Consider the following 20,461-nt stretch of genomic DNA (forward strand, 5'->3'; position numbering starts at 1 on the left):
GGGCGCGAAAACGGAGTTGGGACAGAAGATAATTGTCGGAAGTGACGGATACGTCGGACAATATTTCTCGGACACTACTTACACGTTGGCTCCGGGTGTAAAGGCTTTGGAGATGGAAATCCTTTCTGCCACAGGTATGGCGGTAAAGATGTTTGTCCTGGAAGTCGATTTGAAAGACACGCATCTGACGATGAAGGCTTCGTCTCCCAAAGACGAAGGCAAGCTCAAGACGAAACAACAAATGACGTTGCAGGCATTGGCACACGACAAACAGGGCAGCCGTGTTCTGGCTGCCGTGAATGGTGATTTCTTTGCTACGGACGGAACACCGCAAGGCATTTACTACCGGAACGGGGTATGCTTGAAGAATACGATGACCGATAATGTATGTACTTTCTTTGCCGTCACGAAGGGTAAGAAGGCGGTGATTGGCTCGTATGACGAATATGATACTTATAAGGATGAGATTCAGGAAGCGGTGGGCGGTCGCGTGCGTTTGATGACGAACGGGAATGTGCTTCCTCAGACATCGACAGCACTGGAACCCCGGACGGCTATCGGCGTGACGGACAATAATGTCGTTTATATTTTGGTTGCCGACGGACGTAACTTTTGGTACTCCAATGGCATGAGGTATGCTGAAATGGGAGCTGTCATGAAAGCGTTGGGAGCGAAGGATGCTATCAATCTGGATGGCGGTGGTTCGTCTACGTTCATTATCCGCTCGAAGGCGGGATTTGAAGAGAACCGTTTTGCTATCCGCAATTGGCCTTATGATAATGGCGGTGTCGAAAGAGCAGTTGCCAACGGACTGTTGGTGGTGACCGATAATTAATAGTTTGAATCTTAATAGTTGAATCATTATGATACGAAATAATAGAATGTATAGTTGCTGGCAAGGTCTATGGGGAATCATCTGTTGTCTGTCCTTGCTGCTGGGTATGGCAAGCTGTCAGGACTTTACGGATGATACGGGACGCACAATGCCCGAACCGGATTTGAAGTTTGCGGACGGAACGCTGAATCTTCCGTTGGAAGAAAAGGAATATACGGTGGATATCGAATCCAATCTGCCTTGGCGTGTGAAGACTTCCGCCACTTGGATTGACTTGCTTTCATCGAACGGGATGGGTACGGGAAGTTTCAGAATATCGGTATCCAAGAATGCGAATGTAGCTCCCCGCGAAGCGGAAATTGCAGGCTGGATTATCGAAGGTGCCGAAACAAAGCTGAAAGTGGTACAGGAAGGAGTGGGCATCGCTTTAAAAAAACGTGCGGTGAAAGTAGGTGCGGAAGGCAGTGCGGAAGAGGTGATACCTTTTTCGACAATGGTTACTTACACATACGAACTATCCGAAGGATGCGACTGGATACACGTTACCGACGGGGCGGCAATTACTCCGGGCGTCATCAATGAATCGGAACTGAAATTGGCGATTGACCCTTATACGGATATAGACGAGGGACGTACCGCCTCATTGTACCTGAAAGGTTCGAATGGGATTACCGACGTACTGACAATAACGCAGGATAAGAAACCTTTGGGAGACATCGATTACCTGAGAATGTTCTACGAAAGTGCGAACGGAGATAACTGGACGAAGAAATGGAACTTTGACGCTCCACTGGAAACTAACCCGACAAACTGGTTCGGATTGAAGTTTGAGAATAAGAGGGTGGTTGAGATTGATATTCAGTCCCCGAATAATATCGAAGGAGATATTATCCCCTTATGCAACTTGTCGGAACTGAGAAGCATAAAGTTCAAACATCAGAAGTTAGCAGGTATTCCCGAGGAAATAGGACAACTGTCCCAATTGACCACTTTATGGATAATAGAATCTGCTGCAAGCGGAAACTTGCCGGAATCTTTGGGAGAATGTGAATTATTGACTAGCTTTAACATCTCAAATCATCCAACTTCCACTCCGGCCGGATTTAACAACACGTTTACTGGTAATCTGGATATGTTGATAAATATCCCCGGTATGGTGACAATAAAGGCATATTGTAATAATTTGAGCGGGCCGCTTCCGGTTATTCCGTTAGACGGAAACAATAAACCGACCACTTGGAAGAGCCTGAAAGAGTTTATGATTTATACCAACGGATTCAGTGGAAGTATCCCTTACGGATATGGAACGGTAATCGAGAAGAGTGGTTCGAGTGGTATATTCAGAGTGAATGATAATCAGTTGAGTGGACAGATACCTGCGGATATCAAGGCATGGTCGCAATATGCAACCCGGAAAGCTGCGTGGATATTGCAAGGGAATAGTCTTACTGAATAAGATAACTTAATTAATTTATTAACTTAACACATTTATCTGTCTGTTTACAATGAGAAAATACTTCGTTATCCTTGTCTTAGCTCTCTGTTCCGTCGGAACATTGAAAGGGCAGACCGCATCAGATTCTTTGGCAATCGTTTCTGCACAATGGGAGATAATACATGCTCAAAAGGGAATTATCCACAAGAGTGCGTCTATACCTCAGCTTTATCAGTGCCCCCAAGTTATCAACCTGATAGAGATTGACCCCGGCAAAGGGATGAAAGCGGGTATTGCCATATCGGACGGTATGAAAAAGACAAGCCGGATAGCTTCCGAACATCATGCGCTTGCGGCAATCAATGGTTCTTATTTTGATATGAAGCATGGGAATTCTGTCTGTTTCCTGAAAACAGACAGGCAAGTGATTGATACGACAACGATAAACGAGTTTAAACTACGTGTCACGGGAGCCGTTTACGAACGGAAAGGAAAGATGAAGCTGATTCCCTGGAACAGACAGATAGAAAAAAAATATAAGCGAAAGGTGGGTACAATATTGGCATCCGGACCGTTATTATTAAAAGACGGTCGGGTATGCGACTGGAGCTTGTGTGGAAAGGACTTTGTCCAGAATAAGCATCCCCGTAGTGCTGTTTGCATGACGAAGGATGGAAAAATACTGCTTGTCACGGTGAACGGACGTTTTCCGGGGCGTGCCGAAGGGGTGAATATCCCCGAACTGGCACACTTGCTTCGGATATTAGGCGGTAAGGATGCGTTGAACCTGGACGGTGGCGGTTCCACAACATTATGGCTGTCGGGGGCACCGGAGAATGGTGTCGTCAATTATCCTTGTGATAATAAACGTTTCGACCATGCCGGAGAACGCGGAGTGCCCAACATCATTTATGTTTATGAATAACCTTATTGTTTATCAGCTATCGCACGACTTGAAGTTGCGAATAAAATGGAAAATGAAATGAAGAAACTTTTAAGATGCTTCCTGTTGGGGCTATTATTATTGTGCAGTGTCGTTGTAAACGGAGCGCAAGTCCCCAAATATATCTTCTTGTTTATCGGTGACGGCATGGGATTCAACCATGTGGAAGCAACCCAAATTTATGCGGAGAAAGTAGGAACAGATACGGGCGAATGTTCACTGTTATTCCCCACTTTCCCTGTGATGACTCAAGTATGCACGCGCTCGGCTTCTCACTTGATTACGTGTTCATCCGCCGCAGCTACCGCTTTGGCTACCGGAGAAAAAACGCGAACTATGTAATCGGAATGGATGCGGAAAAGAATCACGGGTTAAAATCCCTGGCACGCCAACTGAAAGATAAAGGTTATAAAATAGGAATAATCACTTCTGCTTCTATCGACCACGCTACCCCCGGTGGATTTTATGCTTCACAACCCGACCGTTCTATGTATTACGAAATAGGAGTGGATGCCGCCAATTCCGGTTTCGATTTCTTCGGTGGGGCGGGATTGCTCGAACCTCGCAGCAAGCGTAACCTTTCGGCGCCTTGCCTTTATGACCTGTTCAATCAGAAAGGCTATACGATGTTTCGTGGAATGGACGCTTATAACCGTGCTGCTGCAAAGGATAAAATTCTCCTCTTCCCAACCGATACAGTGAGCAAAAGCCTGAAATATGCGATGGACCGTTCCGCCAAAGACTTGAGTTTGCCTGACTTGACAAAAGCCTGCCTTGCTAATTTTCAGGAAACCGCGAAGAAGGGTTTCTTTATGATGGTAGAAGGCGGAAAAATAGATTGGGCGGCCCATGCCCACGACGGTGGCGCTGTTGTGAAAGAAACCATTGACTTCGACCAATGTATCCGCTTGGCTTATGATTTCTACAAAAAGCATCCGAACGAGACATTGATATTAGTGACTGCCGACCACGAAACGGGCGGTCTTGGACTGGGCAACTCCGATATGAACCTGAATATCGACTTGCTTCAATATCAGAAGTGTTCACAAGAAGCCTTGACTGCTGCTATGCGTGAAATGAAAAGCGGAAAGATGATTCCTTCGTGGAAAGACATGAAAGCGTTTCTGAAAAAGAACCTGGGCTTTTGGGAACAAATTAAGATTACTCCGCGTGAAGAACTTGAATTATTGGTTTGCTACGAAGAGTCTTTCTTGAAGAAGAAGTCGAAAGATGTGGTCAGCCTTTACGCGAAAGATGAACCTTTAGCGGTGGCTGCTATTGCCTTGTTGGATAAGAAGGCGTCATTGGGATGGACAACTAAAACGCATACGGGAGCACCCGTGCCATTGTATGCGATAGGCAAGCAGGCTGTTCTTTATTCGGGCAGGAGAGACAATACGGATATGGCTAATGTTTTGCGGAAATTATTCCTTATCAAATATGGAGAGGTTTATCAATCAAGAATGTGAGTCAGTATTTGAGTTAGAGGAATCCCGTATGAAAATGAACTAAGCCAATACTGAACATAAATATATGGCTGGATACTACATAATGTCGGCTCTATATGGCGATTTTGACGTTGATTTATTAATCGACAACTGGAGTCGGCCACTTAGCTGACTGAAGTCGGCTGCTTAGTCAACTGGAGTCGGCTATATAGCCGACTTTAGTCGACTGATACGATGTCGGCTGTTTCAATCCGGTATCCGGTCATATTCTTCTTACGTTCTTCCACATAAGAAAACACCTGAGTTTTTGTTTGAACTAGAGCTTCTTTTCTTAAAAGTGTGAACAGTGTGAAGGATGTGAGGAGTTTAAAATGGGGTTGTGAAATCACAGCAAACATCTGTTATTCTACAGTTTATGAGACTGTGAAAAGCGTGAAAGATAAAAGATGAACTTTTATTATAAAGGGTATCTAAATTTATACTTTTGTCAGCTATCATTTTCTGTACTAGATATTTTATGCCTTATTAATTAAGGTACAAAAATAGGCAATTTCTGTTATATAGCGGACATGAATCAGAATAAAACTTTTTCCGGAGAATTGGTTTTGCTTGTTTTGTTTCTCATTCGTGAGGGGGCTTTTTCAAAAAAAAACTATCTATGCTTTTTGCAAGTCCCGTTCTTCATATTTGCAGATCGCCTCTATCCATTCTTCTGTCAGTGGCATGGATTCATGTCTTTCAAGATCGAAAGTAACCATAACAGACTTGCAGATACATTTTACTTCATTCGTTTCTGTGTCGATAACCCGCTGGATCAGGTGAAAGCTTTTGGTGCCTATCTTAGAAACAGCAGTCTGTACGGCGATATGATCGGATGCGAATATCTGTTTGACGAAATCCGCTTCGATGTGGACAACGACAATCCCGATCTTTTCCCAATCTACTCCGGGGCATACTGAAGCGAAGTATTCAGTCTTTCCTAAGTCGTAAAAGGAGAAGTAAACTGTGTTGTTGACGTGACCAAATTTGTCTACATCATTGAATCGCAATTGGATAGGTAATGTGTGATGAAATACGATTTCTTCCATTGTTTTCTCTTAAACGTTTTAAATTCGACACAAAAATGGCACTTTTGCTTTCTTGCTTGAAATTGAGGCAAAGATAGAGATTTCTAATGATTCTGCTTTCGGAGATAAGGAAGATTTTCGTTAATAATCGTTTAAAACGAAGTTTTGGGATGTTTGTTCTGTTAGGGAAACACGCTTGTAATAATGTAATAGTTAAATTGTTGTCTGCCAATAGTTGATTTTAAAGGGTGATTTAAAAACGTCAGGATAGATTTCACTAAATGGAATAAATGTGTTATTTTTGCGTCTTGTTCTTAACGGAAATTAATCAAGAAATGATAGAAGATATTAAAAAAGCCTGTCAGGTGATGAATGAAGGAGGAGTGATCCTTTATCCCACTGATACCGTATGGGGTATAGGCTGTGACGCGACTAATGAGGAGGCTGTACGCCGGGTGTATGAGATTAAGAAACGTGCTGATAGCAAAGCTATGTTGGTGTTGGTGGATTCTCCGGTTAAAGTGGATTTTTATGTACAGGATGTACCTGATGTAGCATGGGATTTGATTGAAGTTGCCGACAAGCCGTTGACGATTATTTATTCCGGAGCACGAAATTTAGCACCTAATCTGCTGGCCGAAGATGGCAGTGTAGGGATTCGTGTGACGAATGAAGATTTTTCCAGAAGACTCTGTCAGCAGTTCCGTAAAGCAATTGTTTCTACTTCGGCTAATGTCAGCGGGCAGCCGGGTGCTGCTAATTTTAGTGAAATTAGTGATGAAATCAAATCGGCGGTAGATTATATCGTTGGCTTTCGTCAGGATGATATGAATAAGCCGAAACCCTCAAGTATTATTAAGTTGGAAAAAGGTGGAGTGATAAAGATAATTCGCGAATAAATGAAAGGAGAAAAACTTAGTTTATTGCAGCGTTGTATCAAATGGCGGGAAGCGAACATAAAGGAGAAGCAATTTATCCTGATATTAAGTTTTCTGGTCGGAATCTTCACTGCGTTTGCTGCGTTAATATTGAAATTTTTTATCCATCAGATACAGAATTTCCTGACTAATAATTTCAATGCAACAGAAGCTAACTATTTGTATTTGGTATATCCGGTAGTCGGTATTTTCCTTGCAGGTTGGTTTGTGCGTAATATTGTAAAGGATGATATCAGTCATGGGGTCACCAAAATTCTATATGCCATCTCCCGTAGGCAGGGACGTATCAAGCGACACAATATCTGGTCGTCTACTATCGCCAGTGCCATAACCATCGGATTTGGTGGATCAGTCGGAGCAGAGGCACCAATTGTACTGACAGGTTCGGCAATCGGTTCCAATCTCGGGAGCGTGTTTAAGATGGAGCATCGCACGTTGATGCTGCTCGTAGGTTGTGGTGCGGCAGGTGCCATTGCCGGTATTTTTAAAGCTCCGATTGCGGGACTGGTATTTACCTTGGAAGTGCTGATGATTGACTTAACCATGTCTTCTTTGCTTCCCCTGCTGATTTCTGCCGTGACAGCAGCAACTGTTTCGTACATAGTCACTGGTACGGAGGCTATGTTTAAGTTCCACCTCGATCAGGCATTTGAACTGGAACGTATTCCTTTCGTTATCTTGCTGGGAATTTTTTGTGGGCTGATTTCGTTGTACTTCACACGTGCCATGAATTCGGTAGAAGGTGTATTTGGCAAACTCAATAACCCTTACAAGAAACTGGCTTTTGGTGGTGTGATGTTGAGTGTATTGATTTTCCTTTTCCCACCTCTTTATGGTGAAGGATATGATACGATTAATCTTTTGTTGAATGGAACGTCTGCCGAAGAGTGGGATACGGTCATGAACAACTCTATGTTTTATGGCTATGGTAATTTGTTGCTGGTTTATCTGATGCTGATTATCTTATTGAAAGTATTTGCTTCCAGTGCAACAAACGGTGGAGGTGGTTGTGGTGGTATCTTTGCTCCTTCGCTTTATCTGGGATGTATTGCCGGTTTTGTTTTCTCTCATTTTAGCAATGACTTTGCTTTCTCCGCTTATTTGCCGGAGAAGAATTTCGCATTGATGGGAATGGCGGGAGTAATGAGTGGTGTCATGCATGCTCCATTGACAGGGGTGTTCCTGATAGCCGAGCTGACAGGTGGATATGATTTATTTCTTCCGTTGATGATTGTATCTGTAAGTTCATATCTGACAATTATTGCTTTCGAACCTCATAGTATCTATTCGATGCGTTTGGCTAAGAAGGGCCAATTGCTGACACATCACAAGGATAAAGCTGTGTTGACGCTGATGAAAATGGAAAACGTGGTGGAGAAAGATTTCGTTGTCGTACACCCGGAAATGGACTTGGGCGAACTGGTGAAAGCAATTGCAGCTTCCCATAGAAATGTCTTTCCGGTGACAGATAAGAAAACGGGTGAATTGTTGGGAATTGTATTGCTCGACGATATTCGCAACATCATGTTCCGACAAGAACTTTATCATCGTTTCACTGTTAATAAATTGATGATATCTGCTCCTGCCAAAATCTTCGATACGGATGGAATGGAGCAGGTTATGCAAACATTTGACGATACGAAAGCCTGGAATCTTCCGGTCGTAGATGAGGAAGGCCGCTATCAGGGATTTGTCTCTAAATCAAAGATATTTAATTCGTATCGGCAAGTGCTGGTACATTTTTCTGAAGACTAATCCGTGCCTAAGTAATGATAACATATTTAAAATGATGAAGAAAGAGGACTTAAGAATAGTATATATGGGGACTCCCGATTTTGCAGTAGAGGCCCTGCGTCAATTGGTAGAAGGCGGTTATAATGTAGTGGGTGTGATTACGATGCCCGATAAACCTGCCGGACGCGGACATAAGATTCAATATTCTCCTGTCAAACAATATGCGCTCGAACAGAATTTACCGTTGCTTCAACCGGAAAAGTTGAAAGATGAAGCTTTTGTGGAAGCGTTGCGTGAATGGAAAGCGGATTTGCAGATTGTAGTTGCTTTCCGTATGTTGCCGGAAGTGGTATGGAATATGCCGCGACTGGGTACATTTAATCTTCATGCTTCTTTACTTCCTCAATATCGTGGAGCTGCTCCTATCAACTGGGCGGTTATCAACGGTGATACGGAAACCGGGATTACGACTTTCTTTTTGAAGCATGAGATAGATACCGGAGAGGTCATTCAACAGGTACGTGTGCCTATTGCAGATACGGATAATGTAGAAGTGGTACATGATAAATTGATGATGTTGGGAGGAAAGCTGGTTCTTGAAACAGTAGATGCTATACTGAATGGAACGGTCAAACCAATTTCTCAAGAAGAAATGGCAGTTGTCGGTGAACTCCGTCCTGCTCCGAAGATATTTAAAGAAACTTGCCGGATTGACTGGAACCAGCCGGTGAAGAAGATCTACGATTTTATCCGTGGACTATCACCTTACCCCGCTGCCTGGAGTGAACTGATTGCTTCCGAAAAAGCAGAAAGTGTGGTCGTGAAAATATTTGAAAGTGAGAAAGTTTATGAATCACATCAATTGGCTGCCGGAACAATCGTGACTGATGGCAAGAAATTTATGAAAGTAGCTGTACCGGATGGATTTGTATCTATTCTTTCTTTACAATTACCCGGTAAGAAACGACTGAAAACAGATGAGTTGCTTCGTGGTTATCACCTGGAAGATGGGTGTAAGATGAAGTGATCTGACAATAAGATAGAATAAAAACCGTCCCGAACACGAGACAATTAGAACCTAAAATAAAAGAATTATGAAACCGATTATCGCTCCTTCTATTCTTTCTGCCGATTTTGGATATTTGGCAAAGGATATTGAAATGGTAAACCGCAGTGAAGCGGAGTGGGTACATATTGATATTATGGACGGAGTATTTGTTCCGAATATTTCATTTGGCTTTCCGGTACTGAAATATGTAGCGAAGTTAAGTAAGAAGCCGTTGGATGTGCATTTGATGATTGTGAATCCGGAGAAATTCATTCCGGAAGTAAAAGCATTGGGTGCTCATACGATGAATGTGCATTATGAAGCTTGTCCACATCTGCATCGGGTGATTCAACAAATCAGAGAAGCCGGGATGCAGCCTGCTGTAACGATCAATCCTGCTACTCCTGTAGCTCTTCTGCAAGATATTATCCGGGACGTGTATATGGTGCTTATCATGAGCGTGAATCCAGGATTTGGCGGGCAGAAGTTTATCGAACATTCGGTAGAAAAAGTTCGTGAACTGCGTGCCCTGATTGAACGGACAGGTTCGAAAGCCCTGATTGAAGTAGACGGTGGCGTGAACCTGGAAACAGGAGCCCGTCTGGTTGAGGCGGGAGCCGATGCGCTGGTGGCTGGAAATGCTGTCTTTGGTGCACAGGATCCGGTAGAAATGATTCGTCAGTTGCACGAACTGTAACTAATCTATTGAATTCCTTTTATATCCATCGATATCCATTTATACGCCTGCTTATCCCTTGGATAGCAGGCATTTTTTGTGGAGATCATTTTTTTTGACCGTTCATGGGATCCCCTTTGTGGTATTCTCTTCTTTGGCTTTTTTGCTGTATTGTCTTTTGCTCTTTATTTTCTGAAACGCTATTCGCTGCGATGGTGTTTTGGGATAGCTATCTCCGCTCTTTGTTTTACGGGAGGATGGCTTGGGATGACTGGACAATTGCAACAGGCTGTCTGCTCTTTTCCGAAAGAAGAAACTGTGTACCGGGTTTTGATAACGGATGCAGCTCAACCAAAAGAACATACTTACCTCTGTCAGGCATTATTAAAAGAACGTCGTGATACTGCGGGCATATATCCGATAGGACATACTGCGGTTCTTTATCTACAGCAAGATTCGTCTGCCTCCCGTTTGAAGAGTGGAGATGAACTGCTGATTTCTGCCCACATTTCTCCTCCTCTCAACAATCGAAACTTTGATGAATTTGATTATGCCCGCTTTCTGATGCGGAAAGGCATTAGCGGAACAGGATATGTTGCATCCGGGAAATGGATAAAATGCGACGGAATGAATAACTTTGACCTCAAAAGTGTAACCAGCTCTTGTAGAAGAAACGTGGTTTCACTTTATCAGGAACTGGGATTCAACGGGGATGAACTGGCAGTACTTTCAGCACTAACAATAGGAGATAAGACAGAATTAAGTGATTCGGTTCGTGAAAGTTATTCGGTGGCCGGTGCAAGCCATATTCTTGCTCTATCCGGTTTGCATATCGGACTTTTATATACAATGATCTTTTTCATTCTGAAACCTATTGCCCGAAGAGGAAATATAGGTAGATGTGTGCGTTCTGTTTTTCTTCTTGTCTTATTGTGGACCTTTGCTTTTTTTTACAGGGCTTTCTCCGTCGGTAGTACGTTCGGTCAGTATGTTTTCGATTTTAGCTATGGCGGATATGACTGGTCGTGAACCTTTATCTTTAAATACATTGGCGGTAGCTGCGTGGTTGATGTTATTCTGTAATCCTGCATGGCTGTTCGATGTTGGTTTTCAGCTCTCTTTCCTTGCTGTTGCTTCTATCTTGCTTATCCAAAAGCCGATCTACCATTTGATTACCGTGAAAAGTAGAATAGGAAAGTATGTTTGGGGACTCATGAGCGTGTCTATTGCCGCACAAATAGGAACAGCTCCGCTTGTTCTGTTTTATTTCTCTCGATTCTCCGTGCATTTTCTATTGACGAATTTAGTTGTTATTCCTTTGATTACGATTATCTTATATGCTGCTGTCGCAATGCTTCTTCTGACTCCTTTCTCCTGGCTTCAGATAGGAGTGGCCGGAGGTGTTAAGAAGCTGTTGGAAGGACTTAATTTCTTTGTCCGATGGGTAGAGCAGCTTCCTTGCGCTTCTATAGATGGAATTTGGCTTTATCAGTCAGAAGTGCTAGGTATCTATATTGTCATCGCTCTGCTAACCTATTATTTCATGAATCGCCGATACCGGAATCTGCAAATCTGTCTTTTTTCTATCTTGTTGATGGGGACTTATCATGCAACGCTGTATTGGTTGGATCGTCCTCAAACGAGTTTAGTCTTTTACAATGTGCGTGGTTGTCCGGCAGTACATTGCATAAAAAGTGACGGGCAATCCTGGATAAACTATATGGATACTCTCTCCAATGAAAAACGTCTGAAATACATGACAGCTAACTATTGGAAGCGTCATCACCTTCTTCCTCCCCAAGAAATAACGGCTGATTGCCGGCACGCTGAACTTAACCGTCAACAGCAGATTATATCCTATCATGGTTGTCGTGTATGTGTCATAAACGATAACCGTTGGCGAAACAAATCTACCGTTTCTCCGTTATATATTCAGTATCTTTACTTATGCAAAGGATATGACGGTCATCTGGAAGAACTCGCCCAGGTCTTTTCTTTCTCTTACGTCATATTGGACGCGTCCCTCTCGGAATACCGCAAACACCTACTTGAAAGCGAATGCAAGAAATCCGGTCTGCGATTTATCTCTTTGTCTGACGAAGGTTCTGTCCGCTTTTTGCTCTAAGTACAAAGATTTATCGTACATTTGCACCTTGATAAAGTTTAAGAGTATGTTGACGAAAGTAATTGAACAAGCCAAAATAGACCATTTTACCAAATGGTTTGAACGAGCTGACAAAATAGTAATTGTATCCCATGTTTCTCCTGACGGCGACGCTATTGGTTCATCATTGGGATTATATCATTTTCTGGATTCACAGGAAAAAACAGTAAACGTAATTGTGCCGAATGCCTTTCCCGATTTCTTGCGATGGATGCCGGGCAGTAAGGATATTCTTTTGTATGACCGTTACAAAGATTTTGCCGATAAGTTGATAGCCGAAGCTGACGTAATCTGTTGTCTCGACTTCAATGCATTGAAGCGTATTGACGATATGGCAGATGCTGTGGCTGCATCTCCTGCGCGTAAAATCATGATCGATCATCACCTGTATCCCGAAGATTTCTGTAAGATTGTAATGTCCTATCCTAAGATTTCTTCTACTTCCGAATTGATATTCCGGCTGATTTGTCGTATGGGATATTTCAGTGATATCACGAAGGAAGGCGCAGAATGTATCTACACAGGCATGATGACAGATACAGGAGGATTCACTTATAATTCGAATAACCGGGAAATTTATTTTATCATTAGCGAACTACTTTCCAAAGGAATCGATAAGGATGATATTTACCGTAAGGTGTACAATACCTATTCCGAGAGCCGTTTGCGTTTGATGGGCTATGTACTGTCGAACATGACTGTTTATCCGGATTGTAATTCGGCATTAATCACATTGACAAAAGCCGAGCAAAGTAAGTTTAACTATATAAAAGGTGATAGCGAAGGCTTCGTAAACATCCCCCTTTCCATCAAGAATGTTTGTTTCTCCTGCTTCTTGCGGGAAGATACAGAGAAGCCGATGATTAAAATCTCCCTTCGTTCGGTAGGAACCTTTCCATGTAATCAGTTAGCCGCTGAATTTTTCAACGGTGGCGGACATTTGAACGCTTCGGGCGGTGAGTTTTTCGGAACGATGGAAGAGGCAAAAGCGGTCTTTGAGAAAGCGCTTGAGAAGTATAAACCTTTGTTAACAGCAAAAAGCTAAAGATGGAAGGTTAAAAGTGAATATGGAAAGGTTAAAAGATACGAACTTTCAACTTCCCCCTTTCAACTTTTAATGATTTTGAGATACATTTGTGCGGAATATAGCTAAATAACAGATAATGAAGAAACTTGTATTTTTATTTCTCTCTTTGTTAACCGCCGGAAGTCTGTTCCAGGCATGCGACAATTCGAAGACTTATGCAGAAATGCTGGAAGACGAGAAAAATGCGGTGAATAAGTTCATCAAAGATAATGATATTCGTGTCATTTCACTGGAAGAGTTCGAAAGAGACACTGTTACGGCTTCAAAAGAAGCTGGGGATGGATATGACGAATATGTTGCTTTTTCCAACGGCGTATATATGCAGATCGTAGATCGTGGCGGGAAAGAGGAAGGTGAGAATGGGGTTGAGTTTATTAATGAAGTAGACACTTTTGCTAATAATAATGTCATTTGTACTCGTTATGTAGAAAAGGATATGATGACAGGAGAGGTTACTTGTTTCAATGTACCATTAGAAGAATGGATGGATGCTCCTGATTATTATAAGTTTCCATTAACATTCCGTTATGTACAAAACGCGTCTACTGTTTATGGAATCGTTTTATCCGGTAGTTTGGAATATGATTTATTATGGGTTAATCAAGGTTATGGAACTGCAATTCCATCCGGCTGGTTGATTGCCTTACCTTATTTGCGTAATAATGCACATGTACGCTTGATTGTACCTTCTAAGATGGGGCATACAACTGCACAACAATATGTCAATCCTTATTTCTATGATATCTGGAAGTTTGAGAAAGCAAAAAGCTAAAGCACTAACATTAGATAAATCTTTTAGTTAAAAACCTATGACTCTAATCAAATCTATCTCTGGAATCCGCGGAACCATCGGCGGAGGAGCGGGAGAAGGACTGAACCCGCTTGACATTGTAAAATTCACCTCGGCTTATGCTACTTTAATTCGTAAGACCTGCAAAGCGAAGAGCAACAAGATTGTTGTGGGACGCGATGCCCGCATCTCGGGTGAAATGGTAAAAAACGTAGTAGTCGGCACATTAATGGGAATGGGCTGGGATGTAGTAGATATTGATCTTGCTTCTACTCCGACCACAGAACTTGCTGTGACAATGGAAGGCGCTTGTGGCGGTATCATCCTGACAGCTTCTCATAACCCTAAGCAGTGGAACGCACTGAAGTTACTGAATGAACATGGCGAATTTCTGAATGCAGCCGAAGGCAACGAAGTGCTTCGTATTGCTGAAGCAGAAGAATTTGACTATGCCGACGTAGATCACTTGGGTTCTTACCGCAAAGACCTGACTTATAACCAGAAACATATCGACAGTGTATTGGCTCTTGACTTGGTAGATGTAGAAGCTATCAAAAAAGCAGATTTCCGTGTAGCCATTGACTGTGTAAACTCGGTAGGCGGTATCATTCTTCCCGAACTTCTTGAACGTTTAGGTGTGAAACATGTAGAAAAACTCTACTGTGAACCTACCGGAAACTTCCAGCACAACCCCGAACCGCTTGAAAAGAACCTCGGTGACATCATGAACTTAATGAAGGGTGGAAAAGCTGATGTAGCCTTCGTTGTAGACCCCGACGTTGACCGTCTGGCAATGATCTGCGAGAATGGCGTAATGTACGGTGAAGAATATACACTGGTTACTGTTGCCGACTATGTACTGAAACATACCCCCGGTAACACTGTTTCTAATTTGAGCTCTACCCGTGCTTTGCGTGATGTAACTCGCAAGTATGGAATGGAATACAGCGCTTCTGCCGTAGGCGAAGTAAATGTTGTAACGAAGATGAAAGCAACCAATGCCGTTATCGGCGGTGAGGGAAATGGTGGAGTAATTTATCCTGCCAGTCACTACGGACGTGATGCATTGGTAGGTATCGCATTATTCCTTAGCCATCTGGCTCACGAAGGAAAGAAGGTTAGCGAGCTCCGTGCTACTTATCCTCCTTACTTCATTGCTAAAAACCGTGTAGACCTGACTCCGGAAATTGATGTAGATGCTATCCTTGCCAAAGTAAAGGAAATCTATAAGAACGAAGAAATCAATGATATCGACGGTGTGAAAATAGACTTTGCCGACAAATGGGTGCATTTGCGCAAGAGTAATACAGAACCGATCATCCGTGTGTATAGTGAAGCTTCTACTATGGAAGCTGCCGAGGAAATCGGTCAGAAGATAATGGATGTGATTAATGAATTAGCAAAATAATATCCTGCAAAATAGGATTTTATTTATAACATTTGAGTCTCGTATATCATAAAGATAACTGAATAAGTTGTCTCATTGATATACGAGACTTTTTATTAGGATGATATCCACTGAATGATAATAGTTACTCTTCTCCTTGAGTATTAACAATAAAGTTTCTTTTGATTAAGTCTAAACTTCCTTTCGTCTAATAGTAAACTTCTCTTTTGTTATTTACAAACTTAAAATGAAAGCTTCATTTTTATAAATGCAAGCTTTGTTTTTAAAAACGGAACCTTTGTTTTTATAAATGAAGCTTGCATTTATAGATTGGAAGGGATGAAAGGCAACTTTACTGTTAATAAAAAGAAAGTTTGGACTTAATCAAGAGCAACTTTTCTATTAATAGATTACATGAGAAGTAAGCAGTGTTGAGAGAGAAGTAATCAACAAAGCTTACTTCTCTGCGTCGTTAGCATAGATACACCACAAGAATATCAATTGGTATACAACTTTATAGGTCTTATATCAATGATAAACACATGGCTTAAATATGCATATTGATAAACGTACGGCATGAAAATAAAACTGATTGCATTATTTATAATGATGAGATCATTGAAAAATGGAAGAGGCAGACTCTTAGATTGTGTGAACTTAGTAGTGAAGTAATTGTTGAAAAATAGAGGTACTTGATAAAATAGAGTTGCATTTTCCGTATAAAAACGTATCTTTGTGTAAAGAGAATCAAAGACATCGATTATTAATGGCTATTTTCTTTCGCACTGCGAAACAAAACATATAAGCGATTGCCTGATATTTAATAGATGATATTAATGATTAACACAATGAAAATGCGCTTGATTTTTCCTTTTGTTCTATTGATTTATTCATTGATCTGTCAGGCAGATGGTGGTAAAGATTCATATATCTTCCGGAAAGTAGATTATCAGCAAGGATTATCTAATAGCGCTGTGCTTTGTCTTTTTCAAGACAATACAGGGTTGATGTGGTTCGGTACTTACGATGGAGTCAATTGTTATGACGGCAGAAGCATGGAAGTTTTCCGTTCCGATTTTTCAGCTCCCAAGGCTTTGAGTAACAACGTAATCCATTCTATTCAGCAGGCGGATAATAATTGTTTGTGGATTTCTACTCATTTGGGGATTAATCGTCTTTCACAGAATTCACGGCAAGTTGTCGGATATTATGACTTTACAGATGATTATTATCTACATTCCAATTCAAAAGGAAACACATGGGTGGTGAGTCATGGTGGAATTTTCTACTATAATACATCTTATAAACGATTTGTACAGATTAAGAATCTGAAAGTACCCGTAGAAGATATGGATAAACGGGCGTTCGTCACGGATGATGGTGTTTTGTGGATTTTCACTCAACAAACAGGGGAGCTGTTACAGGTTTCGCAGGATGCTTTTGATTGTGACACATTATCAATTCATTCAACTGTTTTATCTACTAATTTTCATGCGAAACCTATTGAAGATGTCTTTTATCAGAATGGCGTTCTTTGTTTTATCGATAGTGAGCATGATCTTTATGTTTATGATATTTCCCGACAATCTAAAATTTATATTCGTAACCTTTCTTCATTAGTGCAGAAGAATGGAACTATTGCAGGAATAGCCCTTTTCTATGAAGATATTATTATTGGTTTTCGAACGAATGGGTTAGTCCGTCTCCGTACTTCACAAAAATATAAAGAAGAAGTGGTCGACCGGAATGTACGTATATATAGTATTTATCGAGATCCTCATCAGAATGTCTTATGGGTTGCTTCAGACGGACAAGGGACGATTATGTATGCTAAGAAATATTCTATTGCCACCAATTTGATGCTCAATCAACTGTCATCTAACTTAAGCAGGCAGGTACGTTCTGTTATGACAGACGATAGTGGTGGACTATGGTTCGGGACGAAAGGTGATGGACTGTTGCATATACCGGATTATCGTGAGAATGAGGAGGTTTCTGCCGTTACAGTTTACTCTCCTGAAGGAAAGCAAAATGTTGTGTCTTATATACGATGGAATAAAGAATTTCCCGTTTATAAATTGGTTCAAAGCCGTTATATGGATGGCTTTTGGATAGGATCTGGAGATCCGGGACTATTTTACTATTCTTTTGAAGACAAAGCTTTGCATTCTGTGGAGAATCTGCCGGCACAACCCACCGAGATACATGGCATTTATGAGGAAAATGATAGTGTACTTTATGTGGTGACAGCCGGTTCCGGTTTTCATAAATTAATACTTGAGAAGCAGGCAGGTACCATTCGTTTCAAGTCGCAGAAAAGTTATCATTTTTTTCACGGTCAGCGAGAAATTACGATGTTCTATCCAATGTTGCCCGAAGGGGATTCTATTTTGTGGCTTGGCAGTCGGGAGAAAGGACTCGTACGGTTTGATAAGCGGACTGAAGAATATAAAGTGATTTCTTTGAAAGAAATGCTTCATAAGTCGGTAGACGATGTGCTCAGCCTGTATCGGACCAAAGAAGGGTTGTTATATGTAGGGACAACATCAGGATTGGTATGTTTGAATTCTAATGGCAAACAGATGAAAGCTACCTATATCGGACGGGAGCAAGGTTTGCTCAATGATATGATTCATGGTGTACTTGAAGATGAGAACGGACTCTTATGGCTTGGTACGAATCGGGGGCTGATTAAATATAATCCGATAAATGGCTCATCACATGCCTACTTTTACAGTGCAGGTGTTCAAATCGGTGAGTTTAGTGATGATGCTTATTACATGTGTCCATATACACAGGAGCTTTTTTTCGGTGGGATTGACGGGTTGCTTTATTTGGATAAAGAGGTGCAGGCTGCTCCGGAATTTTATCCGGATATTTTGTTACGTAAGTTGACTGTTGGACATACGCAAGTGGTTCAGGGGGATGGAGATTACTATACAGACGATGGTAAGGCATTACAGTTGAAGGGGACGGAGGTTTCATTTGCACTTTCTTTTGTTGTTCCGGATTTTTTATCAGGAGAAGATATAGAATATTCTTACCAGTTGGAAGGATATGATAAGGATTGGACCTCTTTTAGTAGTATTAATGAAGCCTCATATACAGGAGTGCCGGCAGGTGATTATATCTTTAAGGTACGCTATAAGAGGGATGTATTTGATACAGAATATCGGCATTTTTCTATTCCGGTATATATCCTTTCTCCCTGGTATCGATCGGTGGCGGCTTATTTTGTTTATTTGATCATTTTTTTGTTGTTGTTAGGGTACGTGATATATTTGCTACGTAAAAACTACCTTCAGGAACGGATGATGAAAACACTGATGGGGACAGAAAGTTGCCGGAAATCCGAGACTGTATATACAAACCGTAGGATGCTTGAAGATTTTACTCTTATTTATAATTATTGTGACCAATTGCGTGCAGAGAATCTTTCTTATGAGCAATGTCTTGAGAAAGTGTCACTGATACGCGAAACTGTGATGAGCGCACTTCTTAATCCTGACGCTCTGTTTTTGGAAGAACTTAAACAATTCTTTCCGGATCGGTTTATTGTTTCTGCGCGTATGAGTATACAGGGAGTTTCTCAAGAGGTGTTGCGTACGTTGGAAGAACAAGGGATTGATCATTCTTCTATATCGTCAATGATTCCGGAACACTTAACATTTCCAGTTTACAAGAATGCGTTATACAGTATTCTTTATTGCTGCTATCTCCGGATTACTGAAATGAAGGGTACTCATGGCGTAATAGTAGAAATGTCAGAACAGGATGGTAAGATGCAGCTACATTTTTCTTCTAAAGATGCTACTGCGAAAGCGTTGTATGAATATCTTTCAGATAAAGCTTCTTCAGTGACGGAGAAAGATTCCGATCATGTGTTTGTTGTGCATTTACTTTTAGGTTTTGTACGGTCAGCTTTGGAACGTATTCATGCCGTTCTTCGTTATGATGATGATGAGAGTGGTAGTCGGTTGACGATTATCTTTGAACCGGCGGTCTTGACAGTAGCAGGTGAACAAGGGAAAAAAACTGTGCTTTTGTTGGAAGACAGAGATGAAATGACTTGGTTGATTAGTAATTTCCTGGCTGATGAATACGTGGTTCATCAAGTAAAGAGTGTGCAGCTTGCTTTTGACGAAATTCGTCGGTCGGCTCCGGCTCTATTATTAGTGGATATGACAATGTATGCCAATGCTGAAAGTACTTTTATGGAGTATGTTAGCCGGAATCGTACTCTGCTTTCAAAGACAGCTTTTATTCCATTGTTAACCTGGAAAGTTGGTTCGGCCATTCAGCGGGAACTGATCTTGTGGTCTGATTCTTATATTGTACTTCCTTATGATATATTATTCTTGCGGGAAGTTGTCCATAATGCTATTTATGGAAAGCGGGAAGCGAAGCAGATATATATGGAGGAACTGGGAGATTTGGCGGGACAGATTGTCTGTACAACTACCGAACAAGCTGATTTTATTCGTAAATTGTTAAAGGTGATTGAAGAAAACCTGGACAAGGAAGAACTGGGCTCAACGTTGATCGCTGATCGTATGGCAATGAGTTCCCGTCAGTTCTATCGTAAATTCAAGGAAATTTCCAATACTGCTCCCGGTGATTTAATAAAGAGTTACCGTATGGAAAAGGCAGCCCGCCTGTTACTTGATGAAGAACTTTCTATTCAAGATGTTATTATGGAGGTCGGTATTTCCAGCCGGTCTTATTTTTATAAAGAGTTTACCCGTCGGTTCGGGATGACACCGAAAGATTATCGGGAACAGCGAAAGGTATGCTGATTGTCAGGTTAAATTCTTTCGTATAGGTGATTAGTTGGGAAACATTATTATTTATTTGTTTGTCACAACCTTGTGCTCTAAATTCCTTTTGTCGATTTTATTGTATTGATTAT

Annotated in this window: 13 protein-coding genes and 2 pseudogenes; 14 read left to right on the forward strand and 1 reads right to left on the reverse strand. The window is 41.5% G+C overall.

Going from position 1 to position 20,461, the window contains the following annotated elements; genetic code table 11:
* Positions 1 to 16 precede the first annotated feature (16 nt).
* The 5 genes and pseudogenes from BXY_RS14670 to BXY_RS23615 all read left to right on the forward strand — a co-directional run bounded on the left by BXY_RS14670 (position 17) and on the right by BXY_RS23615 (position 4,682).
* Positions 17 to 835, forward strand: a complete 819-nt coding sequence (locus BXY_RS14670) for a phosphodiester glycosidase family protein (RefSeq protein WP_243442494.1) — start codon at positions 17 to 19, stop codon at positions 833 to 835.
* A gap of 28 nt (positions 836 to 863) precedes the next feature.
* Positions 864 to 2,291 carry a BACON domain-containing protein gene (locus BXY_RS14675; protein WP_004314610.1) on the forward strand — a complete coding sequence of 476 codons (1,428 nt, stop codon included), beginning with the start codon at positions 864 to 866 and terminating at the stop codon, positions 2,289 to 2,291.
* Positions 2,292 to 2,340: 49 nt separating this feature from the next.
* On the forward strand, positions 2,341 to 3,195 hold the full coding sequence (locus BXY_RS14680) for a phosphodiester glycosidase family protein (RefSeq protein ID WP_004314609.1): 855 nt from the start codon (positions 2,341 to 2,343) through the stop codon (positions 3,193 to 3,195).
* Between the two features lie 165 nt (positions 3,196 to 3,360).
* A pseudogene (locus BXY_RS23610) lies at positions 3,361 to 3,665 on the forward strand (alkaline phosphatase); the annotation flags it as partial.
* Positions 3,666 to 3,935: 270 nt separating this feature from the next.
* Positions 3,936 to 4,682: an alkaline phosphatase gene (locus tag BXY_RS23615; protein WP_243442520.1), complete on the forward strand. Its 747-nt coding sequence runs from the start codon at positions 3,936 to 3,938 to the stop codon at positions 4,680 to 4,682.
* Between the two features lie 635 nt (positions 4,683 to 5,317).
* On the opposite strand, the gene BXY_RS14690 is transcribed toward BXY_RS23615, so the two are convergent.
* Positions 5,318 to 5,749 carry an acyl-CoA thioesterase gene (locus BXY_RS14690; RefSeq protein ID WP_004313074.1) on the reverse strand — a complete coding sequence of 144 codons (432 nt, stop codon included), beginning with the start codon at positions 5,747 to 5,749 and terminating at the stop codon, positions 5,318 to 5,320.
* Between the two features lie 314 nt (positions 5,750 to 6,063).
* Here BXY_RS14690 and BXY_RS14695 point away from each other — a divergent pair, with 314 nt between their 5' ends.
* From BXY_RS14695 to BXY_RS14735, 9 genes and pseudogenes are all read left to right on the forward strand, one after another.
* Positions 6,064 to 6,627 carry an L-threonylcarbamoyladenylate synthase gene (locus BXY_RS14695; RefSeq protein ID WP_004313073.1) on the forward strand — a complete coding sequence of 188 codons (564 nt, stop codon included), beginning with the start codon at positions 6,064 to 6,066 and terminating at the stop codon, positions 6,625 to 6,627.
* Positions 6,628 to 8,421, forward strand: a complete 1,794-nt coding sequence (locus BXY_RS14700) for a chloride channel protein (RefSeq protein WP_004313072.1) — start codon at positions 6,628 to 6,630, stop codon at positions 8,419 to 8,421.
* 34 nt (positions 8,422 to 8,455) lie between these two features.
* Positions 8,456 to 9,427: a methionyl-tRNA formyltransferase gene (fmt, locus tag BXY_RS14705; protein WP_195436588.1), complete on the forward strand. Its 972-nt coding sequence runs from the start codon at positions 8,456 to 8,458 to the stop codon at positions 9,425 to 9,427.
* A 67-nt stretch (positions 9,428 to 9,494) separates the two neighbouring features.
* A complete protein-coding gene (rpe, locus tag BXY_RS14710) occupies positions 9,495 to 10,145 on the forward strand; it encodes a ribulose-phosphate 3-epimerase (RefSeq protein WP_004313068.1) in 651 nt (216 codons plus the stop codon).
* An 8-nt stretch (positions 10,146 to 10,153) separates the two neighbouring features.
* Positions 10,154 to 12,249: pseudogene (locus tag BXY_RS14715) on the forward strand (ComEC/Rec2 family competence protein).
* Positions 12,250 to 12,295: 46 nt separating this feature from the next.
* Positions 12,296 to 13,333 (forward strand): DHH family phosphoesterase, encoded by a 1,038-nt coding sequence (locus BXY_RS14720; protein WP_004313064.1) that lies wholly within the window; start codon positions 12,296 to 12,298, stop codon positions 13,331 to 13,333.
* 118 nt (positions 13,334 to 13,451) lie between these two features.
* The gene (locus tag BXY_RS14725; RefSeq protein ID WP_015532320.1) at positions 13,452 to 14,147 is read left to right on the forward strand and encodes a DUF4827 domain-containing protein; all 696 of its coding nucleotides are present in this window, start codon (positions 13,452 to 13,454) and stop codon (positions 14,145 to 14,147) included.
* A gap of 37 nt (positions 14,148 to 14,184) precedes the next feature.
* On the forward strand, positions 14,185 to 15,573 hold the full coding sequence (glmM, locus tag BXY_RS14730) for a phosphoglucosamine mutase (protein WP_004313060.1): 1,389 nt from the start codon (positions 14,185 to 14,187) through the stop codon (positions 15,571 to 15,573).
* An 815-nt stretch (positions 15,574 to 16,388) separates the two neighbouring features.
* Positions 16,389 to 20,348 (forward strand): helix-turn-helix domain-containing protein, encoded by a 3,960-nt coding sequence (locus tag BXY_RS14735; RefSeq protein WP_015532321.1) that lies wholly within the window; start codon positions 16,389 to 16,391, stop codon positions 20,346 to 20,348.
* Positions 20,349 to 20,461: the final 113 nt, after the last annotated feature.

The organism is Bacteroides xylanisolvens XB1A (genome assembly GCF_000210075.1).
In the GTDB taxonomy this organism is placed as follows: Bacteria; Bacteroidota; Bacteroidia; order Bacteroidales; family Bacteroidaceae; genus Bacteroides; species Bacteroides xylanisolvens.